The organism is Labrenzia sp. THAF187b (genome assembly GCF_009363375.1).
Lineage (GTDB): Bacteria > Pseudomonadota > Alphaproteobacteria > Rhizobiales > Stappiaceae > Roseibium > Roseibium algicola.
This window is the reverse complement of record NZ_CP045344.1, coordinates 589,575-604,939: the sequence shown is the minus strand read 5'-3', so window position 1 is coordinate 604,939 and position 15,365 is coordinate 589,575. Positions and strand designations below refer to the sequence as shown.

Here is a 15,365-nt window from a genome sequence, read left to right as displayed (position 1 = left end):
CAAACCATCTCGACGATGGGGAACATCCATTTGATCGGCAGTCCCCTAAATATCGAGCCCTTCGTCACCACGATCCCGGATCTCCGCTCCGCTGCATCCGGGATGACGACATAGAGATTTGCATTCTCACACGTCGCCTGCCCACTCCACTCAAAGGAAACTGGAAAGGGCAAGCCGCAAGTCTCTTGCTCCTCTCTTCTCCGTCATTGCCGGACTTGATCCGGCAATCCATGCCGCTTCCTCACCTCTCGCAAGGCAGTGAGTGGAGGAAGGGACACGGCATGGATGCCATGGTCAAGCCATGGCATGACGAACTGGATGGGGGGCACAAGAGGTGGTTGGATATTCATGGGGTTGGAAACTGACCTGCCGAAAGAAAACCCACTTCGTCGTCACTCCGGGCGAGCACCGCGAGACCCGGGGCCTACTCGGTTCCAGAGCTTCAATTGTCTCGCAACCGCTTCTCCTGGCATTTAGGTGCGTTGATCCCGACACTCCCATTGCCCGGTCTGTGCCATTCCCTACCAGCCAGACGTTCTTTTCCGAACGCCCCTCCTTCCCGTTTTCTAACGAGAAAGTGAGGCGGCTTGTCCGGGGGGCTGCTGCTGGCTTGTTGACGGGCCCATCAGCCTGTGGCCTTTACCGGGAAACGTCATTTTGAAGGTGAGCCTTGTCCCAGCCGTCTCCTGCCGCATCCGGCGCCTTGTCCGGCCTTGTTGTCCTCGACCTTTCCCGCATTCTCGCCGGACCGACCTGCACCCAGATCCTGGGCGATCTCGGCGCGGAGGTGATCAAGATCGAACGGCCGGGCCGGGGGGACGACACACGCGGTTGGGGACCGCCCTTCCTGAAGGATCGTGAGGGCAGGGAAACCAGCGAAAGCGCCTATTACCTTTCCTCCAATCGCAACAAGGCGTCCGTCGCCATTGATCTCGCCAGCCCCGAAGGGCAGCAGCTGATTGCCGATCTGGCGGCAAAGGCCGACATTCTGGTGGAGAACTTCAAGGTCGGTGACCTGAAGCGGCGTGGGCTTGACTATGACACCCTGAAGGTCCGCAACCCGCGCCTGATATACTGTTCCATAACCGGCTTCGGACAGACCGGCCCCTACGCACAGCGGGCAGGATATGATTTCCTGATCCAGGGCATGGGCGGGATCATGTCGCTGACAGGCTTTGCGGATGAGGACGGCGGCACGGAAACCAAATGCGGCGTCGGCATCGCCGATGTCATGTGCGGAATGTATGCGACCGTCTCCATCCTCGCCGCGCTCAACCATCGCAACAGCACCGGAGAAGGTCAGTCCATCGACATTTCGCTGCTGGATGCCCAGGTCTCCTGGTTGATCAACCAGGGTGTGGCCTATCTTACCTCCGGCAAGGTGCCGGGCCGCCTCGGCAACGGCCATCCCACCATCGTTCCCTACGAGACGTTTCCGGCAAGCGATCAGTCATTCATTCTGGCAGTTGGCAATGACAGCCAGTTCGGCAAGTTCTGCAAGGTTGCCGGTGCGCCGGAACTGGCCGAAGATCCGCGTTATGCCAGGAATGCCGACCGGGTGCGCAACCGTGCGGAGCTGGTCCCGAAGATCCGCCGTCTGACAATCGAGAAGGCCGCGGCAGAGTGGATTGCCGAGCTTGAAGCTGAAGGCGTTCCCTGCGGCCCGGTGAACGATCTGGAACAGGTTTTTGCCGATCCGCAGGTGCTGGCACGCCAGATGCGGATCACCCTGCCGCATCCGCTTGGCGGCGAAGTCGATCTGATCGGCTCGCCCATCAACCTGGAAAAGACGCCGGTTGAATACCGCAGCGCGCCGCCGCTTGTGGGAGCGGATACTGCGGATGTTCTGACCCGTCTGCTCGGACTTGGTACAGACACCCTTTCCGATCTTGCCGGCAGAGGCATTCTCGACCTCGGCCCAACCCCGCCAGACACGGCGACTGAAGGACACAGCAGCAAATGACCACCGGTGCGGATATCATCGCAGGCAAACTTCACGCGGCAGGCTGCCGTCACGCCTTCGGCATTCCGGGCGGCGAGGTGCTTGCCCTCATGCAGGCGCTGGACGAGGCGGGCCTCAACTTCGTGCTGGTGAAGCACGAGAACGCGGGTGGCTTCATGGCCGAAGGCGGCTGGCATGCCGACGGCGCGCCAGGCGTGCTTCTGGCAACGCTCGGGCCGGGGGCGGCCAATGCGGTCAACGTCGTTGCCAATGCCTGGCAGGACCGGGTGCCGCTGATCTTCCTCACCGGGTGTGTCGACCAGGGAGAGGCGGAAAGCTACACTCACCAAGTGTTCGATCATCAACAGTTGCTGCGTCCCATCGTCAAGGCCAGCTTCTCCGCTCGCCTGGGCGCTCTTGACGTGATGATGGAAAAGGCGCTGGCCATTGCGCTCGACGGCCAGCCAGGTCCGGTGCACATCGACGTACCGATCCGAGTTGCCGAGGGGGACACACAGGAAGCCTGGAGCCGTGTGTTCCAGTCTTCACCGGTCGCAACCGCACCGGTGCCCGGCCCGGATCTCGACACTGCGCTGGACCTTTTCAGAAAGGCCGAACGACCGATTGCGATCGCTGGTGTCGATGCCGTCAACGAGGCAGCTTCGGCTGCAATTTCCGAATTCTGCGAAGCGTTTCAAATTCCCCTTGTCACCAGCTACAAGGGCAAGGGCCTGCTCGACGAAAACAATCCGCTTGCCCTTGGCGGAGCCGGCCTCTCACCCAAGGCCGATGGCCTGCTGCTGCCACTCATCAACAAGAGCGACTGCATTCTGCTGCTCGGCTACGACCCCATCGAGATGCGCATCAACTGGCGCAATCCGTGGGATGCCGACGCGCCTGTGGTCGACATCACCCCGGTGCTGCGCACCCATGGCATGCACAGTGTACGGTCAACGCTGCGCAGCGCAGTGCAGCCGGCGCTTGATCTATTGGGCGCCGCGCGCCAGCCGGCAAAGCCCTCCTGGCCGGAAGGCGAACCTGCCGCCGTCCGGGCCGAGCTGGACAAGGCCTTCGCACCCGAAGCGTCCGGCTGGGGCCCGGGCACGGTCTTCCACACGCTGCGCGCGGCTTTGCCGGCCGATACGGTGGCAACCGCCGACAGCGGTGCTCACCGTATTCTTGTCAGCCAGATCTGGCGCTGTCCGATGCCTCGTCAGATGCTGCAGTCTTCCGCGCTCTGCACCATGGGCTGCGCCGTGCCGCTGGCTATGGGCCATCGCGTGGTTGAAGGGGCGTCCCCTGTGATTGCCTTTGTTGGCGACGCAGGTCTGGAAATGTGCCTCGGTGAACTTTCCACCCTGCGTGACCTCAAGATCCCCGTCATTATCTGCGTGCTGGTCGACACAAGCCTGTCGCTGATCGAGTTGAAACAGCGCTCCAGCCAGCGCCCGAATGTGGGTGTGGATTTCGGCGAAACGGATTTCCCGGCCGTCGCCAGAGCCTATGGCGGCCACGGGGTGTGGGTGGAGGACGCAGAGACTTTGCACCGTGAGGCCGAGGACGCGCTCACCCGCGAAGGTTTCACGCTGCTGGCTTGCCGGATTGAGCGGCGGGCATATGACGGGACGTTTTAGAGAGGGTTAGACCCAGCCGAGATTTGCGCAATGTCTCTGGACGTCAAGATTTGATCAGCCAGCGGAAGGCATCCCTGAGAAAGGCCTGGCCGTTTTCGGACACCGGGGTGCCGTGCGCAATCAGAACCCTCTTGCTGGGCCAGTCCAGAATTTGCCGCACGGCAAACCGCGCGGCATCCCGGTTCGTGAAAGCGAGCCGGAATTTCCGTGGAACGGAAGGCGTTTGCCTTATCATCAGGTCGAGGCGGGCAACCAGGGCACGCCATCCCTTGAACCAGCCGGGTGAAAACTGCTGCAGCAGGTCCGCGAAGATTGCCGTGCCGCTGGCCCGGTGGAACAGCACGGCTTCGCTGGTAATCCGGTTCCCTGGAACCACCACGACATCAATCTCTGCCTGCCAGCCGGGCATCGTGATGTCAGCGAGCTCGCCAGCGAAGACAAGATCAGGTCGCTTCTTACGCAGACCCGGTGGTGCGAGAATTGCGGCGTCGGGATAGGCCTGCTGCCATTCGGCAAGGAAGGTGTCATGCAGACTGTTCGGCGGAACGATGTAGCGGACCGTGCCGAGCGCATCGACGGCAGAACCGAGCTCCGGAGAAAAGGCAACAGGCGACCAAACGACTAGCCCTTCGTTGGAAAGGCGGATGATCGCCATGCGCGTGGGATAGTGAAATCCGGCAGCGGCTCTCACTGTCGGGCCTTCCGCAATCCAGATTTCCGGTCCGAATTTCTTGAGCATCGCCTGGCTCCATTTATTTACAAGAGTATAAAATTACACTAGAGTATAAAAATGACAAGTATGAAACGCACCGAGCGCTCGCGCGCACTCATCCTCGATGCTGCGGAAATCGCGTTTCGCGAACTTGGGTTCGAAGGGGCTACGGTTCATGTGATTGCCGAGCGCGCAGGACTGACGCGCAAGACCGTCTATAATCTCTTCGGGTCGAAGGAAGACATTGCTCTCAGCCTCATAGCGCGGGCGGAAGCCCGGGACACAGACTATCGTGAACGCATAGCCGAGGGGCAGCATGCGGTAACGTTGCTCGAAGCGGTCCTAATAGACAGTGCCCATTGGTGCATGGCCAACCCCGCAGTAGCGCGGCTTGCACTGGTGCCGGCCCAAAGACCTTCCCTCGAGCCACCGTCAGACCGCCCCTCGTTTCAGGGGCTCGTGCGGGACATCCTGGCTCTCGGCCAGGCCCAGGGGCTGATCCGCAAGGATGAAGAACCGGAATTCATGGCCCTGATCGTACTGGGTGTCTATGGACAAGCCGTGCTGAACGGTTTGCAGGCTGGCGTGGTTCCAGAGGCAGACATTCGGAAAATCGTGCGTCTTGTGGTGGAAGGCATTGGCGGAGTGACTGCCTGATGCATCCATGTGTAGCGACGCTGCCATTATTACTTAGTTCGCTAGCCTCCACGACGGGGCGAATTTTAATCAGTCTGGTAAGAAGCCCTTAACCATCGAGCCTGAAACCGTCTGCCAAGCATTGTTACCCACTATCGGTGGTCGTGGGTGTCACACAATTTCCCCTATTCGCTGTGTCTGATTCACCCTCTGTGGGATGAGGAGTGATTGATGACGGAGAAGCGTGCCAGAACTGGCTACCCCTCTTTGATGGTGGCCATATGTGGTTTTGTTGCACTTGGAGGTGTGATTGCGGTGCTCAGTGCCTGGTCGTTCGTCGGCCAGCGGCTGAAGGAAAGCCGCGACGCTGCACTTGCGGAAGCCGTATCGGTCAGGGCCAGGGGTGTTGGGCTCGACTTTGCCCGGGAACTCCACCAGGATTGGCGCAACCTTCGGCTAATCGCAGCGGATATGGCCGGGCGAGGGGAGCCGACTGTCAGGGCCGCGCTCGACCTGGTCGTCGCCGGAAAGGAACGAATTTCATGGGCCGGCCTTGCCTCGGTCAATGGCACGGTGCTGACGGCTTCATTGGGCATGCTGGAAGGCGCCGATGTTTCTTCTCGTCCGTGGTTCACGAACGGCCTTGGCGGAGATTTCGCCGGGGATGTTCATTCGGCCGTTCTTCTGGCGGATCTGTTACCCCCCATCGGAAACGAGCCTCGCCGCTTTCTCGACATGGCAACGCCTGTAACGGATGAGTTCGGGTCAGTCGAAGGGGTGTTGGCCTTCCACATCAATCATCACTGGGTCGAAAAGTATCTGACAGAATCCGCACATTCCGTGGGGCTGGACGTTTATGTCATCGACCGGACAGGAAACGTAATCGCACGAACGGACGGTCACTCCGAGCCTATCGACAAGCTGCAAAGCTTCCGGGCTGCGATGACCGGCGCGCGGCAAACGGGGGTGGAGAAATGGCCGGACGGCATAACCTATTTCACAACGGTGATCCCGGCGCTTGGTTACGCGGACCTGCCGGCATTCGGCTGGAGCATGATCGCGCGCATCAACAACACCGCGCACCCGATCGGCGAATTCACGAGCCTTTTCATTGTCTATTTCGTGACCCTCGGCATCGTCCTTGCAGCCCTCACGGCCTTGTTCATCCTGATTTTCGTTCGTCCTTTCGGCAAACTGGCGATCACGGCCAGGGCAGTCATGCGCGGTGAGGACATCTACCCCTATGAAGCAAGGACCACGGCGGAAGCGAGCGTGCTGAGTGCTGCTGTCGCACGATTACAAAACAAGATGCAGTCGTAAGATCCTGTGCTGTCAGCGTTGTGGCGCTGACAGTCTTTGGGCAAGGTCGCCAAGCAGTGCACGGTAACGGGTTTTGGTTACGCCAGGGGCTTCTCCCGTGGTGTAGAACCGGCGTAACAGGGCTTCATGCTGTTCCGGTTTCGGTTCCAGCAGGAGGCGGGCGCCGTCGTCGTCCGGCATCGTCACGATGGCATTGACGATGCCAACACCGTCGATTTCGATCCGGACCGGGGTATCGTCGGGTATCGACGCACCACGGATCCTGACAGAGTTTTGCGTCAATCCCACGATCCAGACCCGGGTTCTGCCAATGTCTGAATGAAGAATGGCCCGTTCGGGTTTGTCCTGGAAATGGATCTCGCGCCTGGGAAGTTCCACGCAGACAATCATCGTCACGCCAAGGACAATCAGGTTGTAGAACGTCCAGAACATGATCACGAGCTTGCCATCGCCCGCGTCATTATACGCAAAGTGGTCGGAGATGATGCCGAGCAGCAAGCCGACAATGGTCAGCAGGAAGAACGTGCCGAAAAGGCCAATCAAGCGCCACTGAACGACCACCCGGCTTCTATCGCCGCCTTTTGCGGTCACAGAGAAGGGATGTCCCTTCGGAAAGAACAGTCCCGTGAAGGCAGCCCTGGTAATCGGCACCGCGCCGAGCAGCTGGCTGATGTCGTTGACGATCGGAACGACCAGGCCTCCGGACACAAAGTTCAAGGTGATCAGGATCCAGAGGTAATAGGTGCCGAAATAGCGCAGCACTTCCTGCAAGGTCGCATCGACGACCATGATGTTGAAGTACCAGTAGAGCAGCGGGTAAACTAGGATTGCGATCCGGAACGGAAAGTTCGTCGTCCAGTAAAGCACGCTGTCGATCACGCTCCACCGGTCGGCAAGCCCCAAGCTATTGTCCGAAAAGGGGCCGAACCGACTGCGGGCGATCTGCATCATGCCGAGACACCATCTGGCGCGCTGGCTGATGTATTCCTTGAGACCTTCCGGTGCGAGGCCTTCGGAAAGGGCTTCATTCAGGTAGACCGTGTTGTAACCGGCGTCCTTCAGGCAAAGCGTCAGAAGGAAATCCTCGGTGATGCTTTCCGTCGAAAACCATCCGATCTTCTGAAGCGCGGTCCAGCGGATGACGGAAGAGGTTCCGCAACAAAAGGCAATGCCCCAGGCATCGCGCGACGGCTGCAGGTAGTCGAAGAAAAAGCGCTGTTCGTCCGGATAGGACCGGCTGAGGCCGAGATTGTGCTGGATCGGATCCGAGTTGAAGAAATGTTGCGGCGTTTGAACCAGTCCAACTTTTTCATCCTTGAGAAGAGCGACCGTTCTTTTCAGGAAATTGCTGTGTGGAACGAAGTCTGCATCGAGGACGGCAATGAAGCTGGGCGCTGTATCTTCTTCGGCCATTTGGCGAAGCGCATGGTTCATGTTGCCTGCCTTGGCCCCCGTGTTTTCGGGCCGGCTGACATAGGTAACCCCTTGCGCAACACAGTAGTCCTTCAGCCAGTCGCGCCTGCTGTCATCAAGCACATGGACGCTGAACTCCGGGTAATCCAGGGCAAGTGCCCCAACGATCGTCCGTTCCAGAACGTCCCGCTCTTCGTTGTAGGTGGGAATGAGAACGGCCACTTTAGGGGCTGGCTCCGGTTCCCACCAGTCTTGCTGCCGGTCCGCCTCTTGCCTGCGGTCGCGGTGTCTCGACAGGATAAGAAACGCACTCAGCGAGGACAGGCACGCTGCGCATTCGATCGCGAAGAAGGACCAGCTTGCGAGGCAGTCGAAGGTCAGGTCCAGAGGTGCGAGCGTGTAGGCGGCGCGCCAATACAGATATCGCGCTGTCAGCACGGCGCAGACTGCAAAGAGCAGGGCCCTGTGCCAGGTTTTTTCCCGGGACAGAAGCAAAGGAACAAGCATTCCAAGCGCCAGCACCAGGTTGAGCTGCACGATACTGGAAACGGTGTCGCTTAGGTAAAGGACCGGGAACATCTCAGAGCCAGAGGTTGCGCAGGAAGTCGAGAGGTCTTGCTTCGAAGAAAACCCGGCCCGTTCTCCCGATCGCACAGGCGAGTGCCGGATCTTCGCGGATTGCGGGTACGACAAGCGTCACGTCGAAGCGCTGCAGGTGTCTTTCGCTGGGCGCAACGGCAAGGTTTCGGTAAATCGTCTCTGCCCCGGAACCGGCCAGACGCGTGATCGTACCCTCCAGAACCTTCTGGTCGTTGCTCACGCGAAACTTGGCAAGGTCTCCGATCTTGAGGCGGTTATAGACGGATTCCGCGACGCTCAAGGTGATGATCGTGGAGGTGCAATTCACAAGGCGCATCAATGGCTCGCCTCGTTCAACCGTCTCGCCGTTTGCCGTCAGCACTTCCCAAACGGTTCCGTCGACGTTCGAAATGAGTTTCGAGGAGGCCAGCCGGTTCACTCTCAGCCGCTCGACATTGATGCGATTGTCCAAGGCCTTTGCCTTTTCCTTTTCCGCATTGAGCAAGGCCTGGTTTTCGGACTGGTCCAGTGTCAGTTCCGAAATGCGTTGTTCGGAGTAAGGGGCATCATTGTAACCATCGCCCAGAAACGTTCCGTCTTGTGCCGCCTGCAGTTCGATTTCGACAACGGCCGCCCGCTGGCGTGCACTTTCCAGATCCTGCGCTGCAACCCTTTGTGTCGCTCTGATCCGCTCGAAGGAGGCCGAAGCCTCCAGGCCGCGATCTGTCAGCTGTTTGGAGCGCTGGAAAGCTGCCTCCGCCTCATCCCCCCTGGCTTCGGCGGCACCGATTTCGAAGGTCAAGGCACGCAGCTCCGCTTGAAGCTGCAGGATCCGCTGCTGCTGATAGCGCTCCGATCTCGCCTGTAAATCGCTGACGGACTGTTCGATCGCGGCTATCACGCTCGACAGCCGGTCGACCTCGGCTGTCGCAAACGCCTTTTCGCGGATCATGTCGTTAAGGTAGATGTTGTCGACAAGAGGATCATCGATCGACCCCAGTTGCTCACCCTGTGCAACAGAAGATCCGAGTAACCGGTGCTCCAGCGTCAGTTGCCCGGCTGTTGGCGCCCGTACCGTTGTGAGCCTTGCATTGATAACCGCATCTGCGCTGGTGCCTGACAACTGCTCCCCTGCAATCACAAACCCGGCGGCGACGATGACCAGGCCTGCAAGCAACAATCTCAGAATCCGCATCGGACCTCTCAAATGAGTCTGTCGAGAATGAATGCCCCCAGCGCAAACTCCCGTATCGCGTGAAGCGTGTAAAGGGAGCTTCTTTGCATTAGTTAATATCCCGGACCTGTGGAAAGAATGCCAATCTATTCAATCGTCAAGGTGACTTAAGTGAATTCGATCAAAGGTTGTAGAGGGAGGGAAATCGAAGCATTCCTGCATCCCATGGCGCAGGAGCTAGGCACGTCCTGGTCCCGAAGGACAGTTTTGCAATCCCTTCAAACCGACCTGATTTCACAGGTTTGGTGGAACTTGCAGCGGTTTAAGACGCAGGGCAGTTCAAGCGTCAATTCATGGAGAATGGTCTTCTTGCAATCAGCCTGCCCGTGCGGCGTTCCAATCCGCAAGGTGCCGCAGAATTGGCACGAGGGCGAGGCCATCGCGTGTCAATGAATAGCCGGTTGCAACATGTGCCGATCGGGACACCAACCCATCTTTTTCAAGTTCGCGCATTGCCCGAACGAGCACACGACGGCTTGCAAATTCAAGGCGACGCTGAATGTCCGGTAGGCCGCTATCCTTCTCGGACAGCACAATCAGGATCGACGCTTTCCACTGTCCGCTCACGGTCTGGAGGCCGGCTGCAAGGTCACACCATCCGTGGAGGTTCCCTCGGTTTCGCTCCTGGATCGTCGACCAGGTCCGGCGTGCTGTGTCAAAATTGTCAGACTGGTCCATGCGCGGGCAACTCCGATAGGTGTCACCTGAAACATGGAGACCATGCGATGTCAGTACAAGTTTTCACCGGATTTCATCACTCTGCGATCCGCTCCCCGGACCTTCAGCGTTCCGTTTCCTTTTATGAGGAAATCGGTTTCCACCAGGTGCACGACTGGGGATTGCCGAGCTATGGCATCGATCGCGCGGTAATGATGCAGGCACCCGACAGGAAAAGCTGGATCGAATTGTTCGACCTGAGGGCCGAGATCCCGATGCAAGGTGTTGGAGCGCAACAGGGGCAAAAGGTTTCGACCGGTGCGCTCGCACACCTCTGCTTGAGCGTGACGGATCTTGATCAGGCTTGCGTGCGGATTGTTGAAGCCGGTGCGAGGCATCTGCACGGCCCGGAAGCACTGACACTTGGCGAGCCCGAAGTGCGGGTTCGCAACGCAATTTTTGAAGGGCCGGCCGGCGAGATCATCGAACTCTTGCAGACCGTTAGCTTCCCCGGTGATCGCTAGGTTTGGATAGCTCTCGGGAGATCGCGTCGCCCATTAATCCCGCCCGTTGTCCCAGGCCTTGAGCTGGTCCACGGCCCGTTTGGGGCCAAGGGTCAGGCGGTAGAAGTCGAAGAGACCCGGACGCACCGAGGCGAAAAAGTAATTGAAGTGAAGCGCAAAGAAGCGAAAGCGCAGGTAGCGGAACCTCTTTGCGGTCATTCGGTCCGGAATGCACACGCTGTACCGTCTGGGTTCCGGCAACGTCTCGCCCGATTTGTTCGGCTGCGCATAACGCGCCACAGGCGTGGTGCGGCCACCGCAGAGTGGGTCATGCGGGCCGTAAAGATCCGTCCAGTCGACACCGGACCGTGCCACCGCCGTCATGGCATCGCCAAAGCCGTCTTGTGCCCCGAACCCGCCGAGGCAATCAAACGCCGGTCCCATCGTGACAAAAGAGAAGCCGCCGGGGCGTCGAACGATATCCGGCTGCCGGCGCAGGACAGCGGCAAGAATGTAGATCGCCACGAACGTGCCGCAGCTGTGCGACACGAACACCAGGTCCGTATCTTCGTCCGCTTCCGCGGCCGCTGCAACGATGAGGTCGGCGCTTTCTTCGATACGGGCAAGCATTTCGGGGTGGTCGTTCCGGGCAAGCCGGGCCATGAAGTGCCAGCTGTTGACCAGGTACCGGAAGTAGGACTTGGGTTCCAGCCAGGTCATGAGCAGGTAAACCGCGAGCATCCACGCCGCGCTGCCTCCCAGCAACACGGACCAGGCGATTTCTTCGGCATGGCCTTGCCGAACCGCCGCGCCCACATTGCGCAGAATGACCGGCGCCAGAAGAATGGGTGGCAACAGGCTGGCCAGGAAATAGAGAAGCAGTCCAACGGGGGGATAAAGACAGAAGACCCCATGCGCCCAGTTGCTTTTCAATGCAGCCCGATATCCACCCGCCTGGGCGATCATCATGAAGGACTGGATGGCATCTGCAATCGTGCGTGGCCAGGAGCGCCGAAAATCGGCCTTGATGACGTCCCGCCAGCCAAGCTGCACAAACGTTGTCTCGACACGGCTGTCCGGCCAGTCGACATGCCCGCTCCAACTGGCCGTGGTGCCGCCGGGATCAAGACCTTCGCTGAGCTGGGAAAGGGCACCGTTCACCTTCCGGATCTTCAGGAAGGTGTCGAACTCCTTGCGGAGCAACGGGAAGCAGTAACGGGCCGGACGCAAATCATAGCCAGGAAAATAGATCACCAGTCGGTTCAGGTGTTTCCTTATTTTTCTCTCCTGACAGTACTGCTCGTTTAGCCGGTCATTGCGAGCCGGCTATTATTCTTGTTCGTAAAGGCTCCATCGACTTCCCCAGCCTGCACCAAACGACATGGAGGGGGCACCTGGCAAGGTCTGTTCCCCTCTTTGCCCACTGGACTTTCATTTCGCCGTCATTATGCTGCACCTGCGAAAAGAAACCCCGGGCTGGAACCGGGGGCGCGGGAGGATGAAACAGATGATCATCTGCCGGACCAAGGCGGAGATGCGGGACGCCGTGCGGCGCTGGAAGCGCGCCGGTGAAACCGTTGGTGTCGTGCCGACCATGGGGTATCTGCATGAGGGCCATCTCGGCCTCGTGCGCATGGCCCGGCAAAAGGCTGACCGTGTCGTGGCAACCATCTTCGTCAATCCCACCCAGTTTGGCCCCAATGAGGATCTGACGACCTACCCACGCGACGAAGCGCGCGATCTGGCGCTGCTGGAAGCGGAAGGCACCGACGCCGTGTTTCTGCCAAACGTTGAGGAAATGTATGGTGCCGGTGGCGACACTTTTGTCGAGGTTCCCGGCCTCTCCGCCATATTGCAGGGCGCGCTCAGGCCTGGTCATTTCCGGGGTGTGTCCACCGTCGTTACCAAGCTCTTCAACATTGTCACGCCGGATTTCGCCGTCTTCGGCGAGAAGGACTATCAGCAGCTGACCTTGATCAGGCAGATGGTCCGTGATCTCGACATGCCGCTTGAAATCGTGCCGCACAAGACCGTGCGAGAAGCCGACGGGCTGGCGATGTCGTCGCGCAACGTGCGCCTGACGGCGGAGCATCGGGCCGAGGCCGTTCAGCTTAGCCGGTCGCTGACTGTTGCCGAGGAACTTGCAAAATCCGCACCTGCAATTTCAGCTCTGGAGGCTGCTGTCCGCCAGAGCCTTGCCGAAGTGCCCTCGGGAAAGGTGGAAAGCGTCGACATCCGCGATGCGGAAACCCTTGAAGAGCTTTCCGGCATGCTTGACCGCCCGGCCGTGGTGCTGCTGGCCGTGCGCTTCGGCACTGTTCTCCTGATTGACCAGCGGGTGATTGCACCAGCCGACTGATAATCCGTCTCAAGCCCCTTATCGAAAGGATGCCGCATGAGCACCCAGAAACCCGTCCGCCGTATCACGGCTCCGCAGATCACCCGCCGCAAGGGCGGAGACCCCATCGTCTCGCTGACCTCCTATCACGCGCATACGGCGGCCATCGTCGACAAATACGCCGATTTCATCCTGGTCGGTGACAGTCTCGGCATGGTCATGCATGGCATGGAATCCACCGTCGGCGTGTCGCTGGAATTGATGATCATGCATGGCAAGGCCGTGGTGCGTGGGACCAGCCGGGCGCTGGTCGTGGTCGACATGCCGTTTGGCACCTATGAGGAAAGCCCTTCGGTCGCCTTTCGAAATGCTGCCCGTGTGATGAAGGAAACCCAGTGCGGGGCCGTAAAGCTTGAAGGCGGTGCGCGCATGGCCGAAACCATCCGCTTCCTGAGCGAGCGGGGTATTCCGGTGATGGCCCACATCGGCCTGACGCCGCAATCGGTCAACGTCATGGGCGGTTTCAAGACGCAAGGGCGCGACGAGGACAGCTGGGCCAGCCACGAAGAAGACGCAAGAGCCGTTGCCGAGGCAGGCGCTTTCGCGCTGGTTCTGGAAGGTATGGTCGAGCCGCTGGCGGCAAGGATCACCAAACAGATCGCGATCCCGACCATCGGCATCGGAGCGTCCGCGGAGTGCGACGGTCAGATCCTGGTGCTGGAGGACATGCTCGGCCTTAACCCGACGCCACCGAAATTCGTCAAGGTCTACGGCAATCTTGGCGGCCAGATCGAGGCAGCGGTGAAAGCCTATTCGGAAGAGGTCAAGGACCGCAGCTTCCCCGGTGAGAGCGAGGTTTACCGGTAGAGGCCAGTTTCTCACCTCTCGGCTGGTCATCCCGGACGCAGTGAAACGGAGATCCGGGATCGGAGCGCCTGTGCCTTGCCTTTTGAACGCGTGCCCACGTCGTCCGCCGGAGGCTCTCCGATCCCGGCTCGCGCTGCGCTTGGCCGGGATGACGACGGAGTGGGTTTGCCATGGTGTTTCACGAAATATCTGGCCGCGTGACTTCTCACCTCTCGGTTGGTCATCCCGGACGCAGTGAAACGGAGATCCGGGATCGGAGCGCCCGTGCCTTGCCTTTTGAACGCGTGCCCACACCGATCGCCGGTGGCTCTCCGATCCCGGCTCGCGGTGACGCTTGGCTGGGATGACGATGGAACGGTTTGTTTTCCGGCGCTAACCGATGGAATGAAATTAACGCCCGGTTTCCGGCTGCAATGAATTCACGCCGGGCGTAAGGTCGGGTCATGTTTATGACCCGACCCAGTTTCGACACGCTCTATGAAGCGCTTCTGAACCGTGATCCGTCCTACGACGGACGCGTTTTTGTCTGTGTAGCTTCTACCGGGATTTTCTGCCGGCTGACCTGCCCGGCGCGCAAGCCGAAGCGGGAGAACTGCACCTTCCATGACACCGTGCCCGAATGTTTTGACGCCGGTTTCCGCCCTTGCAAGCGCTGCCGTCCAACCACGCCTGAGGCCACTGCCGACCCGGTGGTGAAACCGTTGATCGAGGCACTGGAAAAGCGGCCATCCTACCGCTGGGGCGAACCGGACCTCGTGCGCATGGGGTTCGACCCTTCAACGGTGCGCCGGGCCTTCAAGCGGCATTTCGGCATGACCTTTCTGGAAATGGCGCGTCAGCGGCGCCTGCAGGAAGGGTTCTCGACACTTGCCGACGGCGGCAAGGTGATCGATGCGCAGATCACGGCCGGGTTCGACTCGCCGAGCGCGTTTCGCGAAGCCTTTGCCAGGATTCTCGGCCAGTCTCCCGGGGTCTTTTCCGCCAAGCCCCTGCTTTTCGCCGACTGGGTGGCATCGCCGCTCGGTCCGCTGATTGCCGTCACCGACAGGACCCAGCTGCACCTGTTGGAATTTCTCGACAGAAAGGCCTTTCCGACAGAGTTCAGGAAGCTCCAGACCTACGCCAAGGGTGAGATCGGTTTTGGGCGAACGGAGGTCACCGACCAGATCCAGGGAGAACTCGATCGTTTCTTTGCCGGAACCGGCGGCCAATTCCAGACAAGGCTTGCCCTTCACGGTTCTGCCTTCACGCGGGATGTCTGGCGCGAGCTGCTGACCATTCCGCCTGGCGAGACACGCAGCTATTCCGAACTGGCAAGGGCGCTGGGGAGGCCGGAAGCTGTGCGGGCGGTTGCCCGGGCCAACGGGGCCAACCAACTGGCTCTCGTCGTGCCGTGCCACAGGGTCATCGGCGCGGACGGCTCCCTTACCGGGTATGGTGGGGGGCTCTGGCGCAAGCAACGCCTGATCGAACTGGAGCAGAGCTACCGGCAGACTCCTGCTGCTTGACGGTGCTCGCCTGGCCCTCGTT

Annotated in this window: 13 protein-coding genes; 8 read left to right on the top strand and 5 right to left on the bottom strand. The window is 59.9% G+C overall.

Features of this window, described 5'->3' with window-relative positions; all coding sequences use genetic code 11:
- The first annotated feature begins 670 nt into the window (after positions 1-670).
- Complete coding sequence (locus FIV03_RS02800; RefSeq protein WP_152508600.1) at positions 671-1,963, top strand: CoA transferase; 1,293 nt, start codon at positions 671-673, stop codon at positions 1,961-1,963.
- Positions 1,960-3,576: a thiamine pyrophosphate-binding protein gene (locus FIV03_RS02795; RefSeq protein ID WP_152508599.1), complete on the top strand. Its 1,617-nt coding sequence runs from the start codon at positions 1,960-1,962 to the stop codon at positions 3,574-3,576. Before FIV03_RS02800 ends, FIV03_RS02795 begins: the two co-directional genes overlap by 4 nt.
- Positions 3,577-3,619: 43 nt before the next feature.
- On the opposite strand, the gene FIV03_RS02790 is transcribed toward FIV03_RS02795, so the two are convergent.
- Positions 3,620-4,315 carry a DUF4336 domain-containing protein gene (locus FIV03_RS02790; protein ID WP_152508598.1) on the bottom strand — a complete coding sequence of 232 codons (696 nt, stop codon included), beginning with the start codon at positions 4,313-4,315 and terminating at the stop codon, positions 3,620-3,622.
- A gap of 51 nt (positions 4,316-4,366) precedes the next feature.
- On the opposite strand from FIV03_RS02790, the gene FIV03_RS02785 reads away from it, so the two are divergent.
- The gene (locus FIV03_RS02785; RefSeq protein WP_152508597.1) at positions 4,367-4,945 is read left to right on the top strand and encodes a TetR/AcrR family transcriptional regulator; all 579 of its coding nucleotides are present in this window, start codon (positions 4,367-4,369) and stop codon (positions 4,943-4,945) included.
- Between the two features lie 210 nt (positions 4,946-5,155).
- Positions 5,156-6,244 carry a cache domain-containing protein gene (locus tag FIV03_RS02780; RefSeq protein WP_152508596.1) on the top strand — a complete coding sequence of 363 codons (1,089 nt, stop codon included), beginning with the start codon at positions 5,156-5,158 and terminating at the stop codon, positions 6,242-6,244.
- Between the two features lie 12 nt (positions 6,245-6,256).
- On the opposite strand, the gene FIV03_RS02775 is transcribed toward FIV03_RS02780, so the two are convergent.
- The 3 genes from FIV03_RS02775 to FIV03_RS32025 form a co-directional block, all read right to left on the bottom strand.
- Positions 6,257-8,236 carry a cellulose synthase catalytic subunit gene (locus FIV03_RS02775; RefSeq protein WP_152508595.1) on the bottom strand — a complete coding sequence of 660 codons (1,980 nt, stop codon included), beginning with the start codon at positions 8,234-8,236 and terminating at the stop codon, positions 6,257-6,259.
- A gap of 1 nt (position 8,237) precedes the next feature.
- On the bottom strand, positions 8,238-9,431 hold the full coding sequence (locus FIV03_RS02770) for an HlyD family efflux transporter periplasmic adaptor subunit (protein WP_152508594.1): 1,194 nt from the start codon (positions 9,429-9,431) through the stop codon (positions 8,238-8,240).
- A gap of 354 nt (positions 9,432-9,785) precedes the next feature.
- Entirely contained in the window at positions 9,786-10,148 is a 363-nt protein-coding gene (locus tag FIV03_RS32025; protein ID WP_152504761.1) for a helix-turn-helix domain-containing protein, read from the bottom strand.
- Between the two features lie 47 nt (positions 10,149-10,195).
- On the opposite strand from FIV03_RS32025, the gene FIV03_RS02760 reads away from it, so the two are divergent.
- Entirely contained in the window at positions 10,196-10,651 is a 456-nt protein-coding gene (locus tag FIV03_RS02760) for a VOC family protein (RefSeq protein WP_152508593.1), read from the top strand.
- A gap of 33 nt (positions 10,652-10,684) precedes the next feature.
- Here the strand turns inward: FIV03_RS02760 and FIV03_RS02755 are convergent, their stop codons facing one another.
- Positions 10,685-11,884, bottom strand: coding sequence for a hypothetical protein (locus tag FIV03_RS02755; protein ID WP_152508592.1), 1,200 nt, complete (start codon positions 11,882-11,884; stop codon positions 10,685-10,687).
- Positions 11,885-12,137: 253 nt separating this feature from the next.
- On the opposite strand from FIV03_RS02755, the gene panC reads away from it, so the two are divergent.
- From panC to FIV03_RS02740, 3 genes are all read left to right on the top strand, one after another.
- On the top strand, positions 12,138-12,989 hold the full coding sequence (gene panC / locus FIV03_RS02750; RefSeq protein ID WP_173013970.1) for a pantoate--beta-alanine ligase: 852 nt from the start codon (positions 12,138-12,140) through the stop codon (positions 12,987-12,989).
- 36 nt (positions 12,990-13,025) lie between these two features.
- On the top strand, positions 13,026-13,835 hold the full coding sequence (panB, locus tag FIV03_RS02745) for a 3-methyl-2-oxobutanoate hydroxymethyltransferase (RefSeq protein ID WP_022999661.1): 810 nt from the start codon (positions 13,026-13,028) through the stop codon (positions 13,833-13,835).
- A gap of 443 nt (positions 13,836-14,278) precedes the next feature.
- On the top strand, positions 14,279-15,343 hold the full coding sequence (locus FIV03_RS02740) for a trifunctional transcriptional activator/DNA repair protein Ada/methylated-DNA--[protein]-cysteine S-methyltransferase (protein ID WP_152508590.1): 1,065 nt from the start codon (positions 14,279-14,281) through the stop codon (positions 15,341-15,343).
- Positions 15,344-15,365 lie beyond the last annotated feature (22 nt).